This window comes from Moraxella nasicaprae, assembly GCF_025643275.1.
Classification (GTDB): Bacteria; Pseudomonadota; Gammaproteobacteria; order Pseudomonadales; family Moraxellaceae; genus Moraxella; species Moraxella nasicaprae.
This window is the reverse complement of record NZ_CP089977.1, coordinates 1,858,084-1,872,880: the sequence shown is the minus strand read 5'-3', so window position 1 is coordinate 1,872,880 and position 14,797 is coordinate 1,858,084. Positions and strand designations below refer to the sequence as shown.

Here is a 14,797-nt window from a genome sequence, read left to right as displayed (position 1 = left end):
AATGATATAAATCTGGCTTGGCAAACTTTGCACGATTGTATTTTGATGTTACAATGGCTGGTTTTAACCAATCCTTTATTATGAATACCCTATTTTCTGCGTTTAATCCCAAAGAGTTTCGCCAAAATTGGCTCTCCAACACTCGTGCTGATGTCCTGTCTGGTCTGGCGGTCGCATTGGCGTTGATTCCTGAATCCATTGCTTTTTCTATCATTGCTGGCGTTGACCCCAAAGTGGGATTGTACGCCTCATTTTGCATTGCTGTGATGAGTGCATTTTTTGGCGGTCGTCCAGCGATGATTAGTGCAGCAACTGGTGCGATGGCATTGGTACTGGTCAGCTTGGTAAAACATCACGGACTGCAATACATGCTTGCCACCACACTATTGACAGGTGTCATTCAGATACTGGCTGGTGCGTTTAAGCTGGGCAATCTGACCCGATTTATCTCACAGGCGGTGATGGTTGGTTTTGTCAATGCGTTGGCGATTTTGGTGTTCATGGCACAGATGCCAGAGTTAAATCCAAATCTGGCAGGTGTGTCTTGGCAAACTTATGCTTTGACCGCATTGGGGCTGGTGATTGTCTATGGATTTGGCTATTTGCCAAAAATTGGTAAACTCATTCCTGCCACTTTGGTGACGGTGGTTTTGGTCACACTCATCAGCTTATGGCTAGGTTTTAAAGTGCGTACGGTGGGCGACATGGGTAAATTACCAGACAGTTTGCCGATATTTTTATTGCCTGATGTGCCATTAAACCTTGATACTTTATTGATTATCCTGCCTTATTCGCTCAGTCTTGCTGCGGTTGGCTTGCTAGAATCACTGCTGACCGCCAATATGCTTGATGAAATGACCGAAACCGACAGCGATAAAAATAAAGAATGCCAAGGTCAAGGGCTTGCCAATATTGTCAGCGGTCTGTTTGGCGGTATGGCAGGGTGTGCCATGATTGGACAATCGGTCATTAACATTAAATCAGGGGGTCGCACACGCCTTTCCGCGCTGGTGGCTGGGGTGTTTTTGTTGATTTTGGTGGTGTTTTTGAGCGATGTCATCAAAATTATCCCCATGGCTGCGTTGGTGGCAGTGATGATTATGGTGTCTTTGGGTACTTTTGATTGGCAATCCATCAAAAAACTCAAAACCCACCCCATTGGCTTTAATGTCGTGATGCTAAGCACGGTCGCCATCGTTGTATATAGTCACAATTTAGCACTGGGTGTCTTGGCTGGCGTTCTACTGTCTGCACTATTTTTCGCTCACAAAATTGGTCGATACATGCTAGTTCGCCCTTTGCCAACCGATGACACGCAGACATTGGCGTATGGCGTGGCTGGTCAAGTGTTTTTTGCATCAAAAGATGATTTTGTGGCAAGTTTTGATTATACTGGCAGTCCAACATCGGTCAGCATTGATGTCAGTCATGCTCATTTTTGGGATATTTCTGCGGTTGCCGCCCTAGATAAAGTGGTGCAAAAATACCAAAAACTTGGGGCGGCGGTTGAGATTTTTGGTCTTAATCAAGCCAGCAAGACCTTAGTGGATAAATTTGGCACACTAGAAAAAGATGAAGAAGTCGATATTCTAAAAAACTGATGCGTAAAAAAACAGCTTAGGCAATCAACCTAAGCTGTTTTTATTGGTTTATCAGATTTCCTGCAAAACCCTAAATTAAAGAAAAGCATTCATGGCAAACTAAGTTAAACCATGACGGTTTTTCGCTCCCCCATAGACAAGCCTAGGATGAGCGAAAAACTAGTTTTACAGAAGGTTATAACACCAATAGACCAAATTATTTAACTGCTTTACAGTTTTTGTATAAGATAGTGCTGTCAGGCGATTGGATTTGGATTGAGCCTTTGCGAGCGGTCTTATAAGTAATCTTATCAGACAACACGCTATAATTATTCTCATCGCCAAACTCAGTAGCAGTCGCATCGCTATTGTTGTAGTTGATTGGCATAAAGCGTCTCTTACCATCTAGATTGGCTTCTGCATAAGTTGGCTGGTTGCGTTTATTAAAGCCATACTTAACCGCTACTTTTTGATGGTCTTGACAAGCATAAGTCACGGTGCGGGTTTTGACGGCATTTTTGTGAGCGGTACGGGCGTCCGATTGAGCACCTGCGGCGAATGCAGCGGTAGATAGTCCAGTCAAAGCAATCATTGTGATGGTGGCTAATTTTTTCATTGTATTATCCTCATGATTAAGTGAAACCATCAAGGCATCACGCCTTGAATGAGTTTATTATAGTGAGATGAGATAATGATTTTCAGTTGAGAAAATGTAAATAAATATTACAAATATTACTTCATTGGTAATGAAACAATGCTATCAATGCTGTCATGCTCAAAAACCCAAGTGTCGCAATACACCCGTAACAATAATGGCAATCAACACCGTTGGCAATAACGAAAAACGCAACATGGCAAGGCAGGTAACTGCCACCGCCACCATATTGGCAATGCTACCAGAAACAATCACGGGAGCAATCACGGCAATCAACACACAGCCTGGCACCGCCTGCATCACACGAGTTGCCCTAGGGCTAAGCGTACGATTGCTGAATGCCAAATAGCCAACAATACGGGTCATGTAGGTACTAAGTGCCAATGCTACAATGGTTAAAAGCACTTGCCATTCCATCATTCACACTCCATCAAAAATGCACATAGCACGCCTGCCAATGCACCACCTGCCACATACCACGCACCGTCAATCGTGTGATATAGCACGCCTGCCACCGCAAGACTAACCAACCAAGGCACGGCAGGTTTTAGACCTTGCCACATACCTTTGAGCAGCACCAAAAATACAGCAGTAAATGCCATGTCCATGCCGTACTGTTTTAAGTCGCCAATCATCGGAGCAAAATACGCACCTAGTGTGGTGAATACCGCCCAAGTCAAGCACAGCACGCCTGCCACGCCCAAATAATAAGGCACATTCAGGCGAGTGCGATTGTATTGTTTGGCATCAGCCACCGCCATCGCCCAGCTTTCATCAATCATCACAAACAGCAAAGCCAATGCTTTTTTGCGTGGCATATCCTTTAATAATAGCGAAAAATTTGCCCCCATGATGATGTGGCGACTATTAACCAAAGTCGCCATCACAACAATCAGTCCGATATTAAGCGGATTATTCCAAAGGCTGACGACAGTAAATTCCGAACCACCTGCCAAGTTGGTGGTGGTCAAAAGCCCAAGTTCATACCATTTAAACCCCGCCCCTACCGCAGATGCACCCAGCACCATGGCAAAAGGAATAAAACCCAACATCACAGGAATGGCGTCTTTTGCCCCACGATAAAATTCAGCTTTTTCGCTGCTTGGGATAGCGTCAATATTTGGGGTATAGATGGTGGTTTGCATATTTATAATAATGACTTTGTTTGCTATGATTGATGGTCATCATTGTATGTCAAATAATACGCTATTGGATTGCGTTTTTGCAGATTTTTATGGCGTATTTTGGTAGAATATTTTATCATTATGATTTTTATTGGCATAAAATTTCAAGGATATAGTAATGAGTGGCATTTTGGAACTCGACCAAATCGACAAACGCATCTTAAATATCTTGCAAAAAGACAGCAGTCTAAGCAACACGCAGCTTGCCGAACTGGTGGGTTTATCGCCATCGCCCTGCTTGCGCCGTGTCAAGATTCTTGAAGAACAGGGGTTTATTTCAGGCTACACCGCCAAGCTCAATGCCGAAAAATTAGACTGCGGATTGACCTTATTTGTGCGAGTGTGGCTAAAAACCCAAACAGAAGATGCGGTCAATCACTTTGCGGACAGCATTCGTTTTGTTGATGAAGTGCAGGAATGTTATTTGATGGTGGGGGATTGTGATTTTGTCTTAAAAGTGGTGGTCAAAGACCTAGAATCCTATCGTCAGTTTCAAGTCAGACACCTAACGCACATCAAAAATGTTTTAAACATTAAAACCGAAGTCCCTGTCCAGACCATCAAACGCAGTCATTTACTGCCTATTTAGCCATATTTTTGTATAAAATTTCATCATTTTGGCATTTTTCCCAAATACCCTCAAAAATCTGCTATAATAAACCAAATATTTTTTCATCTGTAAAGGAACTCTTATGAATATCTTAACCGCCCTATCGCCCCTTGATGGTCGCTACGCTAGTAAATGCGATGCTCTGCGTCCTTATTTGTCCGAATTTGGCTTAATGCACGCTCGTGTTACGGTTGAAATTCGCTGGCTACAAGCCCTAGCTAATCACCCCGAAATCACAGAAATTTCGCCATTTTCAAATGAGACCAATGCCAAATTAAATGCCATTATTGATAATTTTTCCTTAGAAAATGCCGAACGAATCAAAGAAATTGAACGCACCACCAATCACGATGTCAAAGCGGTAGAATATTTCTTAAAAGAACAAATTGCCGATATTGACGAACTTAAAAACGCTGGTGAATTTATTCATTTTGCCTGTACCTCAGAAGATATTAATAATTTATCGCACGCCTTAATGTTAAAATCAGGGCGAGATATTTTAATTCAATCTATGCAAGATATTATTGATAATATTGCAAACTTGGCAGAAAAGTATGCCGATGTACCAATGCTCTCTCGCACACACGGACAAACTGCAAGCCCAACCACTTTAGGCAAAGAAATGGCAAATGTGGCTTATCGTCTCTATCGTCAAATTAAGCAATTTAAGCAAGTTGAATTACTGGGTAAAATTAACGGAGCAGTCGGTAATTATAATGCCCATCTATCCGCTTATCCTAGCCTTAACTGGGCAAAACATAGCCAAAATTTTGTAGAAAGTTTGGGTTTAACCTTTAATCCTTATACCACACAAATTGAACCGCACGATTATATGGCAGAGCTATTTGATAGCCTACGCCGTTTTAATACCATTTTAATTGATTTTAATCGTGATGTATGGGGCTATATTTCACTAGGTTATTTTAAACAAAAATTAAAAGAAGGCGAAGTAGGTAGCTCGACAATGCCCCACAAAGTTAATCCCATTGATTTTGAAAACAGTGAGGGTAATTTAGGCATTGCCAATGCCGTTTTGGCTCATTTAGGTGAAAAATTACCCATTTCACGCTGGCAGAGAGATTTAACCGATAGTACGGTTTTGCGTAATATGGGCGTGGGCTTTGCTCAAAGTTTGATTGCCTTTGAAGCCTGCTTAAAAGGGATTGGTAAATTAGAACTCAATGAACAGCGTTTGGCAGAAGATTTGGATAATGCTCAAGAGGTCTTAGCTGAACCGATTCAAACAGTGATGAGACGCTATAATGTTGAAAAACCTTACGAAAAACTAAAAGCACTCACTCGTGGGCAAACAATGACTCGTGAGATGATGGTAGGTTTTGTGGGTAGCGATGAACTTGCCCAAGTGCCAGAAAGTGAAAGAAACCGCCTAGCAGCATTAACGCCAGCGACTTATATTGGCAATGCCGATGAGCAGGCAAAACAGCTAAAAGCATATTTGAAATAATTTTGCTGGTTAATCACAAAAAAAGCGATAACGCCATCGGTTATCGCTTTTTTGTTTGTTATGCGGCTGGATAAGCCGTGCAACGAGCTGCACAAATTTATACCATCAAAATTTGTGCCGTCAAATCATCAGCTATTCACCTTTTAGGCTGGCGATTCGTTTGGTTACTGCCACTGATACAGGTAAGCTGATAAGTGCACCAGCAATAATCACACCAATGATGTATGAACCTTTATCAAATCCTGTCACAACCGCAATCACGAACAAAACACCAATAATCACGGTAAAAGCAATGGTAAACACAATGCTTAATAATGGAAAATTCATAAAACCCCCAAAGAGAATAAGGAAATCAATATAGTTATACAACTTTTTTGGGAAAATGTTAAGTGTTTTTTGCAAAAAATCCGTAATTTTTTTATGGTTTTTAATTTTCTGGTAAAATTCATAAAAAAGCTGTATGATTTTCGCCAAAATAGCTGTCAAGATGGTTGTTTTATGCTAAAATGACTGGTTTGTATATATGTACAATCATTTTGTGATGGCTTGACCCAACATTCATCAGCATTCATTGTGGGAAAATCAACCGATTGACACACCAATCAAGCCAACACCCAAATTTATCAAACCCAAAATAACACCCTGTCAGCAATGACAACTGACAGCTAAGGATTTTTTATGAAAACCATGCAACTAAACGAAGTGCGTCAGGCTTTTATTGATTTTTTTGCCAGCAAAAATCACACCCCCGTCGCCTCATCAAGCCTAATCCCTCACAATGACCCCACCCTGCTATTCACCAATGCAGGCATGAACCAATTTAAAGACACCTTTTTAGGTCTTGAAAAAAGAGACTACAACCGAGCTGTCACCTCCCAAAAATGCGTGCGTGCTGGTGGCAAACATAACGACCTTGATAATGTCGGCTATACCGCTCGCCATCATACTTTCTTTGAAATGCTGGGCAATTTTAGCTTTGGCGATTATTTCAAAAAAGACGCCATCAAGTTTGCTTGGGAGTTTTTGACGGACGAAAAATGGCTGGCACTACCCAAAGACCGCCTTTATGTCACCGTCTATCACACCGATGATGAAGCCTTTGACATCTGGCATCAAGAAGTTGGGCTGGCTCCTGAACGCATCATTCGTATTGGCGACAAAGGCAAGCAGTACGAATCGGATAACTTCTGGGCGATGGGCGACACAGGTCCTTGCGGTCCTTGCTCAGAGATTTTTTATGACTATGGCGACCACATCGAAGGCGGTCTGCCTGGTACACCAGAAGAAGATGGCGACCGCTATGTGGAAGTTTGGAACTGCGTATTCATGCAGTTTAACCGTCAAAAAGATGGTACACTAGAACCTCTACCAAAACCATCTGTTGATACAGGTATGGGACTAGAACGCATCAGTTCTGTCATGCAGGGCAAATACGGCAACTATGAAGTTGATTTGTTTGTCAATCTCATGAATACCGCCGCCAACATCTTGGGCATCAACAACGAAGAACAAGCCTCACTTAAAGTCATTGCCGACCATATCCGTGCTGTGTCATTCCTGATTGCTGATGGTGTACGCCCAAGCAATGAAGGTCGTGGCTATGTCCTGCGTCGCATCATTCGTCGTGCAGTGCGTCATGGCAACAAACTTGGAGCAACAGGCAGCTTCTTTTATCAGGTTGTGCCTGCACTGGTTGAGCAAATGGGTAAAGCCTATCCAGAGCTTGTTGAAAAACAGGCACATATCCAAGCGGTTATCCAAAAAGAAGAAGAGCAATTTGCCAAAACTTTGGCACAAGGTCTGCGTCTATTGTCAGGCGAGCTGGACAAACTCAATGATGGCGATACGCTTGATGGTGAAACAGTCTTCAGACTATACGACACTTATGGCTTCCCTGTTGATTTGACCGCTGACATCGCTCGTGAACGAAACATCGAACTTGATGAAGCAGGTTTTGAACTGCACATGCAAGCACAGCGAGAAAGAGCTCGTGATGCTGGCAAATTTGATGTCGATTACACCGCTGCCATCAAAACCGATGTAGCGACCAAATTCTTAGGCTATGAAACCTTGACTGCCGATACTACCATCACAGGTTTGTATCAAGATGGCAAAGCGGTGAGCAGCCTACAAGAAGGCGAGCAAGGAGTTATCGTCCTGTCTGCCACGCCATTTTATGCCGAAGGCGGTGGTCAAGTTGGTGAACTTGGCGAAATCAGCACACCAAGCGGTGTATTTGCTGTTGAAGACACCAAAAAATCAGGACAAGCCATCATTCACTATGGCACAGTCAAAATGGGTCAGATTGATGATGCTCAACCTGCTCACGCCCAAGTGCTTGATGATATTCGTAAAGCTTCATCAAAAAACCACTCTGCCACCCACTTATTACACGCTGCTTTGCGTGAAGTGCTAGGCACTGGCGTTGCTCAAAAAGGTTCTTTGGTATCTAGCGAAGTGCTTCGTTTTGACTTCTCTCACGAAAGCCCCATCAGTACTGACGACCTTAATACCATTGAAAGAATCGTCAATGAACAAATCCAAAAAAATACGCCAGTCAGCGTAGAATACATGGAGATTGATGCCGCCTTGAAAAAAGGTGCGATGGCATTGTTTGGCGAAAAATATGGCGAAACCGTGCGTGTTTTGACAATGGGCGAAAATGCCGATAAATCCGCCTTCTCCATCGAGCTGTGTGGTGGTATCCATGTGATGCAAACGGGCGATATTGGCATGTTTAAAATTGTCTCTGAAAGCGGCATTGCTGCGGGTGTTCGACGCATCGAAGCCTTGACAGGTCTTGGAGCATTGCGTTATATCCAAGCTGGCGAACACACGCTTAGCACTTTGGCTGGCAACCTAAAAGCCAAACGAAATGAGATTTTGCCACGCATCAATGCACTTAGCGACAAACAACGAGAGCTTGAAAAACAGCTAGAACAACTGCAACAAAAATTAGCAAGCGTGCAAGCTGGCGAACTCATCGGGCAAGCCAAACAAGTAGGCGAGCATCAGGTACTGATTGCCAAAGTGGCAGGTATTGATGGCAAGAGCATTCGTGGACTTGTGGATACCCTAAAATCTCGCCTAAATAATGGCATTATTGTCATTATTGGTCAAACAACCGACCTTGCAATGGCAGCCAGTGTTGCCAAGTCTGCTCAGGATAAGGTTAAGGCAGGCGACATCATTCGTCATTTGGCTGGCGAATTGGGCGGTAAAGGTGGTGGCAAACCCGACTTTGCCCAAGGGGGTGCTGCCAATTCTGACAAACTCGACAGTATTTTAGCTGCCTTGGAACAACAAATCCTAAGCAGCTTAGCATAATCATCAAAACACCAGATAAGGTCTGGTGTTGGTTAAACTTATTTTAGACGCACCAAATCGGTGTAATCATGGTAAGCCCTAGGATAATCGGGCGTGAAATAAGGCAAATATCATGGCACTAATCGTACAAAAATATGGCGGCACTTCAATGGGTAACACCAGCCGCATCAAAAATGTCGCAGCGCGTGTCAAGCGTTGGCATGATCACGGTCATCAAGTAGTGGTCGTGGTATCGGCAATGAGCGGTGAAACCAACCGACTCATTGGCTTGGCAAGAGAAATCTCAAACGACCCTGACCCACGAGAATACGACCAGATGGTTGCCACAGGCGAGCAGGTCTCCATCGCCCTACTTGCAATGACACTCAAAGATTTGGGTGTGGACGCCAAATCAATGACAGGTCGTCAAGTTGCCATCAAGACCGATGAAACCCACACCAAGGCACGCATTGAGCATATCGACGCTGACAACATTAAAAAAGAGTTGGCAGAAGGCAAAGTCATCATCGTGGCAGGTTTTCAGGGTGTCAATAAAAACAATGACCTAACTACACTAGGTCGTGGCGGTTCAGACACCACAGGGGTTGCCATCGCTGCCGCCATTGGTGCTGACGAATGTCAAATCTACACCGATGTTGATGGCGTTTACACCACCGACCCACGAGTTACCTCAAAAGCCAAAAAACTGGGCAAAATCACCTTTGAAGAAATGCTAGAAATGGCATCATTAGGCTCAAAAGTTCTTCAAATCCGCTCGGTTGAATTTGCAGGCAAATACAAAGTACCGCTTCGTGTACTGTCTAGTTTTGATGAAGGCACCGATGGTGCTTTTGATGAAGAATTTAAACAAAATGTCGGTACTTTGATTACCGTTGATGAAGGAGATGATATGGAACGCGCTGTTATTTCAGGCATTGCCTTTAACCGTGATGAAGCCAAAATTGCACTACTTGGCGTGCCTGACCGTCCAGGCATTGCTTCTGCCATTTTAAGCCCTATTGGTGCTGCCAACATTGAAGTCGATATGATTATCCAAAATATCGCTGAAAATGGCGTGACCGATTTTAGTTTTACTGTACCTCGTGGCGATTTTGATAAAGCCATCAAAATCTTAGAAGAAAAAGTAAAAGACGACATCGGTGCTACCCAAATCGTTGGCGATGATAAAGTCGTCAAAGTTTCTATCGTTGGTGTAGGCATGCGTTCTCATGCAGGTGTTGCCAGCAAAATGTTTGAAACCCTAGCCTCAGAGAACATCAACCTACAAATGATTTCAACCTCAGAAATCAAGGTTTCTGTTCTTATTCAAGAGCAGCATCTAGAAAAAGCTGTCAAATCTTTGCACACCGCATTTGGTCTTGACCGTGAAGATGGCGAAAGCAAAGTAGCTGGTCTGTAATCTTAGCTAACTTTTTGTTGGATTTTGTTGCATAAAAAATACACAAAATCATTGTAAAGTTACTGACAATCTGCCTAATGCGTTTTATAATATTGCATTAGGCAGATTTTTATTTGCCTTATATTAAGACCGATAAAATGACTGGAACATCATGGTACAAGAACAAAATCGGTCATATTTCTCACACAGGAGCTAATCTTATGCTAATTCTAACCCGCCGTGTTGGCGAAACCTTGATGATTGGTGATGAAGTCAGCGTTACCGTACTTGGCGTTAAAGGCAATCAAGTTCGTTTGGGTGTCAATGCCCCAAAAGACATCGCCGTTCATCGTGAAGAAATCTATCAACGCATTCAGCACGAACGCTCTATGCAAATGCACATGAGCCATCTAGAACAAGGTAACTTTGCCCCACCATCATTTGACGATGACGATTATTTTAACCGTTAATTTTTTGACTTTTGGAAGATATCCTGATGCAAGCCACAGACATTTCAAAAATCCTAGCGGGTGTCAGTAATGGCAGCCTAAAATTTGCCGATGTACTGTCTTTTATTGAAACACATTATCACTACACCCCTGTTGAATTTAGCAATGGCGAAGTGACCAATCCTGCTGGCACCAATGAAGGCAGTGCCAAAGTATTCAGTCTTGCCAAACTGCATGGTTTAAATCAAATCGACACTCTAACTTTGTTTGCCGAGCATTATCGTGCTGTTTTAGACAATCCTGATGGCGATGACCATGCCAATATCCGCAATTTTATGCACTATGGCTGGCACGGTTTTGGCTTACCAAAAAATGCTTTGTCGCCAAAATCATGATTGATTTTGCTTAAACCATATTTCAAGCACCAATTTTTCTTTGGTTTTTCTTGCCAAAATAAAAAAATGTGCGTATAATATGGGCTTTAATTTTTTCTGCTACTTCTTGATTGTCGTCGCCTTTAACGGTAAGCAAAGAGTGGCCTAACCACAAAAAGTCTTTGGTACTTTGTGCTGTGTCCATACCGCATTTAATAGCACCCTACCAAGACTGGCACACCTGATACCGCTCAATATCCGTGCCACCAAGATTAGGAGTTCACCATGTCTCGAGTATGTCAAGTGACTGGAAAACGCCCACAAGTGGGCAACAATGTTTCACACGCTAACAACAAAACACGCCGTCGTTTTCTACCAAATCTACACAACCATCGTTTTTGGGTAGAGTCAGAAAACCGTTTTGTTCGTCTTCGTGTTTCATCTAAGGGTATGCGTATCATCGACAAACACGGCATCGACAAAGTGCTTGCCGATTTGCGTGCACAAGGTCAAAAAATCTAATTTTAGATTTTTAGATGAATTAGAAACCTTCTAAGTTAAAGGACACAATCATGAGAGATAAAATCAAGCTAGTTTCTACTGCTGGTACTGGTTATTTTTACACCACCACCAAGAACAAACGCACCATGCCTGGCAAAATGGAAATCAAAAAATTTGATCCAAAAGTACGCCAACATGTACTATTCAAAGAAGCAAAAATCAAATGATTTTTGGAAAGCCCAGCAAATTTGCTGGGTTTTTTACGGAAACTCTTATGACAACAAAAATCATCACATTCATCTACCTTGGTCTTTTAAGTTTTATTTTAAACCTTTCTGCACACGCATCAGACTTTACTCTAATCAAAACGCATTATATTCACCAACCTCTATTCATGCAAGGATTGCAGTTTGACCACCAAACAGGCAAACTACTATATTCATCGGGTCTATACGGACAATCGCAAATCGGCTATCTTGACCTACTCTCAGGCATGCCATATCACGCCCAATCCCTGCCCAGCAACCTTTTTGCAGAAGGGATTGCCATAACACCACATGGGGTCTGGCAAGTGACTTGGCGAGAAAAAATTGCTATCTTGTGGACCTTGCCCAAGCTACAACCCCAATACATCACCAACATCACAACAGAAGGTTGGGGATTGGCATACGATTTTGATAGAAACATCATGTGGTTATCCGATGGTACGGCAACATTGCAAATGAGAGATGCTCAAAATTTTGAAAAAATCGGTGAAATATCAGTTCAACAAGATAACAAACCCATCAAGCACATCAATGAGCTAGAATATGCCAATGGTCATATTTATGCAAATCTCTGGGGAAGTAACACCATTGTTAAAATCAATCCCATTACAGCAAAAGTGGTGAAAACTTATGATTTTACCACGCTAGTTTCACCGCTTAATCTGCAAAAACCAGAATATGTACTTAATGGCATTGCACATCTTAATGATGATAGATTTATCATTACGGGTAAATATTTTCCTGTTGCTTGGGAAATTCAATTAAACGAGTAAGTGGCACACTTCTTATCTGGCAACATTGTACCAACCTTTTCATCAATGATATTGATTACCACCCATGAAATTATCTTAATTCATATCAAAAACCATACAGCAAAACCGTTCGCCCCAAGCTTGCCTGCGGGCGGGTTTTTGTTATGGGCAAGCAAGCTCACTTTGAGCACAAAACCTTTGTCTGGTTTTGAATAGAATTGACTATATCATCTTGAAAAATCAAATAAATTTGCTATAATACTTGCCGACTGGAGTGTACGCTAACAAAGTGTATATCCTGAGCCGATAATCTTATCTAAGGATTTGGATTCAATGCTTTGTTGAGCAGGCCTGCATCTTGATGATGAATCAGGAAGCCGTAATAAGTGTTATCCCTTTCCGCCTTGAACTTCACGGTTCATGGTTCCCCTTTGTGGCGGCACTTTGGTTCTTTTTTTGATATTTAAAAAATCACATTTTTTTTCGAATTTTTTTCAAAAAAAGTGTTGACAAGCAAAAATATCCTGCTATAATAAGCACCATCTTGAGCAGATAGCGAAAGATACCGACATTCCCCAATAGCTCAGTCGGTAGAGCATCGGACTGTTAATCCGTGTGTCCCTGGTTCGAGCCCAGGTTGGGGAGCCATATTAAGAAAAGCCCTTCTTTTTTAGAAGGGCTTTTTGTTATTCATACAACGATAAATCATTGACACCCCCCATCGATGAGCATGACATCACCTAGTTCTGCTGCCAATACCGCTTCCATATCTTTCAACAACATCAAAACCCATCATAAAGCAAACAGGCTTTTACTCATCGCCACGTACCAACCGATAGTAAAATCATGATTATAGTTGCTTTTATCCATTCATCTTTAAACCACATAACCACCCTTTTTAAGCAATGAGTAAGATAAAACGATTTTTTGTATGCTGCCATTGGCTTTTTTGTCATAAAAAACACCACACCCACCAAACCATAAAAGCCACAATAAACAAAATATTTATCAGTTTTGTCAAAAATAACTTGATTTTTGTGGCAGAACAAGGCATATTTATCAATCCAAATTTGATTTTTTATTTTGTAAAGGGTGACAATCAATGTCAGAAAAAATGGTGGTCGGTCTGGTTGGCTGGCGTGGTATGGTCGGTTCTGTACTTATGGCTCGTATGGTTGAAGAAGGCGATTTTAATCACATCACGCCTGTGTTTTTTTCAACCAGCAATGCAGGTGGCAAAGCCCCTGATTTTGGTGTCGAGGCTGGCACGCTAAAAGATGCCAACGACATTAGCGAACTGGCAAAATGTGATGCCATCATTACCTGCCAAGGCGGTGACTACACCAAAGCTGTGCATGGTAAATTGCGTGAAAGCGGCTGGAATGGCTACTGGATTGACGCAGCAAGTTCATTGCGTATGCAAGAAGACGCCATCATCATTTTAGACCCTGTCAATCGTGATGTGATTGACACCGCCCTTAAAGATGGTAAAAAAGATTTCATTGGTGGTAACTGCACCGTCAGCCTAATGCTCATGGCGATTGGTGAGCTGTTCCGCCGTGGCTGGGTAGAGTGGGTTTCAGCAATGACCTACCAAGCTGCTTCTGGTGCGGGTGCAAACAACATGAGAGAACTCATCAGCGGCATGGGTGTACTTAGAGATTCTGTGGCGGACAAACTCTCAGACCCTGCATCTGCCATTTTGGAAATTGACAAAACCATCGCTGACACCCAGCGTTCAGCGGATTTTCCAAAACAACATTTTGGTGCAGTATTGGCAGGCAGCCTGATTCCTTACATTGACAGCCAACTGGACAATGGTCAATCTCGTGAAGAATGGAAAGGTCAAGCTGAAACCAATAAAATTCTTGGCAAAACCGATGAGCAAATCATCAACATTGACGGTATCTGCGTGCGTATCGGTGCGATGCGTTGCCACAGCCAAGCCCTAACCATCAAGCTGACCAAAGACATTCCCTTAGAAGAAATCGAACAAGCATTGCGTGAAAGCGACAATCCTTGGCTAGATGTGGTTGAAAATGACAAACCAGCCAGCATGGAACGCCTAACTCCTGTAGCAGTGACAGGTACGCTGGGCGTGGCAGTTGGTCGTCTGCGTAAAATGAACATGGGTGGCGAGTATCTAACCGCCTTTACTGTTGGTGACCAGCTACTTTGGGGAGCGGCAGAGCCACTTCGCCGTATGCTTGCCATTGTTCAAGGTCGTATCTAAGCCAACTTGGACAAAAAGCACAC

General features: G+C 42.7%; 14 protein-coding genes, 1 tRNA gene, 1 other RNA gene and 1 pseudogene. 13 read left to right on the top strand and 4 right to left on the bottom strand.

The genetic code is table 11. The features are described from left to right. The first annotated feature begins 80 nt into the window (after positions 1–80). Positions 81–1,601 (top strand): SulP family inorganic anion transporter, encoded by a 1,521-nt coding sequence (locus LU297_RS08835; RefSeq protein ID WP_263077381.1) that lies wholly within the window; start codon positions 81–83, stop codon positions 1,599–1,601. 196 nt (positions 1,602–1,797) lie between these two features. Here the strand turns inward: LU297_RS08835 and LU297_RS08830 are convergent, their stop codons facing one another. The 3 genes from LU297_RS08830 to LU297_RS08820 form a co-directional block, all read right to left on the bottom strand. Next, positions 1,798–2,196 carry an ACP-like domain-containing protein gene (locus LU297_RS08830; RefSeq protein ID WP_263076148.1) on the bottom strand — a complete coding sequence of 133 codons (399 nt, stop codon included), beginning with the start codon at positions 2,194–2,196 and terminating at the stop codon, positions 1,798–1,800. Positions 2,197–2,355: 159 nt separating this feature from the next. Next, positions 2,356–2,655, bottom strand: coding sequence for an AzlD family protein (locus tag LU297_RS08825; RefSeq protein ID WP_263076147.1), 300 nt, complete (start codon positions 2,653–2,655; stop codon positions 2,356–2,358). Then, on the bottom strand, positions 2,652–3,380 hold the full coding sequence (locus tag LU297_RS08820; protein ID WP_263076145.1) for an AzlC family ABC transporter permease: 729 nt from the start codon (positions 3,378–3,380) through the stop codon (positions 2,652–2,654). The genes LU297_RS08825 and LU297_RS08820 overlap by 4 nt, the downstream gene beginning before the upstream one ends. A 157-nt stretch (positions 3,381–3,537) precedes the next feature. Here LU297_RS08820 and LU297_RS08815 point away from each other — a divergent pair, with 157 nt between their 5' ends. Together LU297_RS08815 and purB are read left to right on the top strand one after the other, a co-directional pair. After that, positions 3,538–4,008 (top strand): Lrp/AsnC family transcriptional regulator, encoded by a 471-nt coding sequence (locus LU297_RS08815; RefSeq protein WP_263076144.1) that lies wholly within the window; start codon positions 3,538–3,540, stop codon positions 4,006–4,008. Between the two features lie 103 nt (positions 4,009–4,111). Further along, positions 4,112–5,494 (top strand): adenylosuccinate lyase, encoded by a 1,383-nt coding sequence (gene purB, locus LU297_RS08810; RefSeq protein ID WP_263076143.1) that lies wholly within the window; start codon positions 4,112–4,114, stop codon positions 5,492–5,494. A 132-nt stretch (positions 5,495–5,626) separates the two neighbouring features. Here the strand turns inward: purB and LU297_RS08805 are convergent, their stop codons facing one another. Then, positions 5,627–5,821 carry a hypothetical protein gene (locus LU297_RS08805; protein WP_263076142.1) on the bottom strand — a complete coding sequence of 65 codons (195 nt, stop codon included), beginning with the start codon at positions 5,819–5,821 and terminating at the stop codon, positions 5,627–5,629. A 351-nt stretch (positions 5,822–6,172) separates the two neighbouring features. On the opposite strand from LU297_RS08805, the gene alaS reads away from it, so the two are divergent. From alaS to asd, 10 genes and pseudogenes are all read left to right on the top strand, one after another. Further along, positions 6,173–8,821: an alanine--tRNA ligase gene (gene alaS / locus LU297_RS08800; protein ID WP_263076141.1), complete on the top strand. Its 2,649-nt coding sequence runs from the start codon at positions 6,173–6,175 to the stop codon at positions 8,819–8,821. A gap of 112 nt (positions 8,822–8,933) precedes the next feature. Beyond that, a complete protein-coding gene (locus tag LU297_RS08795) occupies positions 8,934–10,220 on the top strand; it encodes an aspartate kinase (protein ID WP_263076140.1) in 1,287 nt (428 codons plus the stop codon). A 200-nt stretch (positions 10,221–10,420) separates the two neighbouring features. Beyond that, a pseudogene (csrA, locus tag LU297_RS08790) lies at positions 10,421–10,588 on the top strand (carbon storage regulator CsrA); the annotation flags it as partial. Positions 10,589–10,695: 107 nt separating this feature from the next. Next, on the top strand, positions 10,696–11,043 hold the full coding sequence (locus LU297_RS08785) for a HopJ type III effector protein (RefSeq protein ID WP_263076139.1): 348 nt from the start codon (positions 10,696–10,698) through the stop codon (positions 11,041–11,043). Between the two features lie 264 nt (positions 11,044–11,307). Beyond that, positions 11,308–11,544: a 50S ribosomal protein L28 gene (gene rpmB, locus LU297_RS08780; protein WP_076554403.1), complete on the top strand. Its 237-nt coding sequence runs from the start codon at positions 11,308–11,310 to the stop codon at positions 11,542–11,544. Positions 11,545–11,594: 50 nt separating this feature from the next. Then, complete coding sequence (gene rpmG / locus LU297_RS08775) at positions 11,595–11,750, top strand: 50S ribosomal protein L33 (protein ID WP_078253122.1); 156 nt, start codon at positions 11,595–11,597, stop codon at positions 11,748–11,750. Positions 11,751–11,797: 47 nt separating this feature from the next. Next, positions 11,798–12,562 (top strand): glutaminyl-peptide cyclotransferase, encoded by a 765-nt coding sequence (locus tag LU297_RS08770; protein WP_263076138.1) that lies wholly within the window; start codon positions 11,798–11,800, stop codon positions 12,560–12,562. A 242-nt stretch (positions 12,563–12,804) separates the two neighbouring features. After that, a non-coding RNA gene (gene ssrS, locus LU297_RS08765) (6S RNA) lies at positions 12,805–12,996 on the top strand. 117 nt (positions 12,997–13,113) lie between these two features. After that, a tRNA-Asn gene (locus LU297_RS08760) sits at positions 13,114–13,189 on the top strand. Between the two features lie 466 nt (positions 13,190–13,655). After that, positions 13,656–14,774: an aspartate-semialdehyde dehydrogenase gene (gene asd / locus LU297_RS08755; RefSeq protein WP_263077380.1), complete on the top strand. Its 1,119-nt coding sequence runs from the start codon at positions 13,656–13,658 to the stop codon at positions 14,772–14,774. Positions 14,775–14,797: the final 23 nt, after the last annotated feature.

Excerpts from the sequence above, each read along its gene's own strand:
- LU297_RS08785 (WP_263076139.1), top strand. The coding sequence starts at position 10,696 with ATGCAAGCCACAGACATTTCAAAAATCCTAGCGGGTGTCAGTAATGGC.
- LU297_RS08825 (WP_263076147.1), bottom strand. The coding sequence starts at position 2,655 with ATGATGGAATGGCAAGTGCTTTTAACCATTGTAGCATTGGCACTTAGT.
- rpmG (WP_078253122.1), top strand. The coding sequence starts at position 11,595 with ATGAGAGATAAAATCAAGCTAGTTTCTACTGCTGGTACTGGTTATTTT.
- alaS (WP_263076141.1), top strand. The coding sequence starts at position 6,173 with ATGAAAACCATGCAACTAAACGAAGTGCGTCAGGCTTTTATTGATTTT.
- purB (WP_263076143.1), top strand. The coding sequence starts at position 4,112 with ATGAATATCTTAACCGCCCTATCGCCCCTTGATGGTCGCTACGCTAGT.
- LU297_RS08835 (WP_263077381.1), top strand. The coding sequence starts at position 81 with ATGAATACCCTATTTTCTGCGTTTAATCCCAAAGAGTTTCGCCAAAAT.
- LU297_RS08770 (WP_263076138.1), top strand. The coding sequence starts at position 11,798 with ATGACAACAAAAATCATCACATTCATCTACCTTGGTCTTTTAAGTTTT.
- LU297_RS08820 (WP_263076145.1), bottom strand. The coding sequence starts at position 3,380 with ATGCAAACCACCATCTATACCCCAAATATTGACGCTATCCCAAGCAGC.
- asd (WP_263077380.1), top strand. The coding sequence starts at position 13,656 with ATGGTGGTCGGTCTGGTTGGCTGGCGTGGTATGGTCGGTTCTGTACTT.
- LU297_RS08795 (WP_263076140.1), top strand. The coding sequence starts at position 8,934 with ATGGCACTAATCGTACAAAAATATGGCGGCACTTCAATGGGTAACACC.
- LU297_RS08815 (WP_263076144.1), top strand. The coding sequence starts at position 3,538 with ATGAGTGGCATTTTGGAACTCGACCAAATCGACAAACGCATCTTAAAT.
- LU297_RS08805 (WP_263076142.1), bottom strand. The coding sequence starts at position 5,821 with ATGAATTTTCCATTATTAAGCATTGTGTTTACCATTGCTTTTACCGTG.
- LU297_RS08830 (WP_263076148.1), bottom strand. The coding sequence starts at position 2,196 with ATGAAAAAATTAGCCACCATCACAATGATTGCTTTGACTGGACTATCT.
- rpmB (WP_076554403.1), top strand. The coding sequence starts at position 11,308 with ATGTCTCGAGTATGTCAAGTGACTGGAAAACGCCCACAAGTGGGCAAC.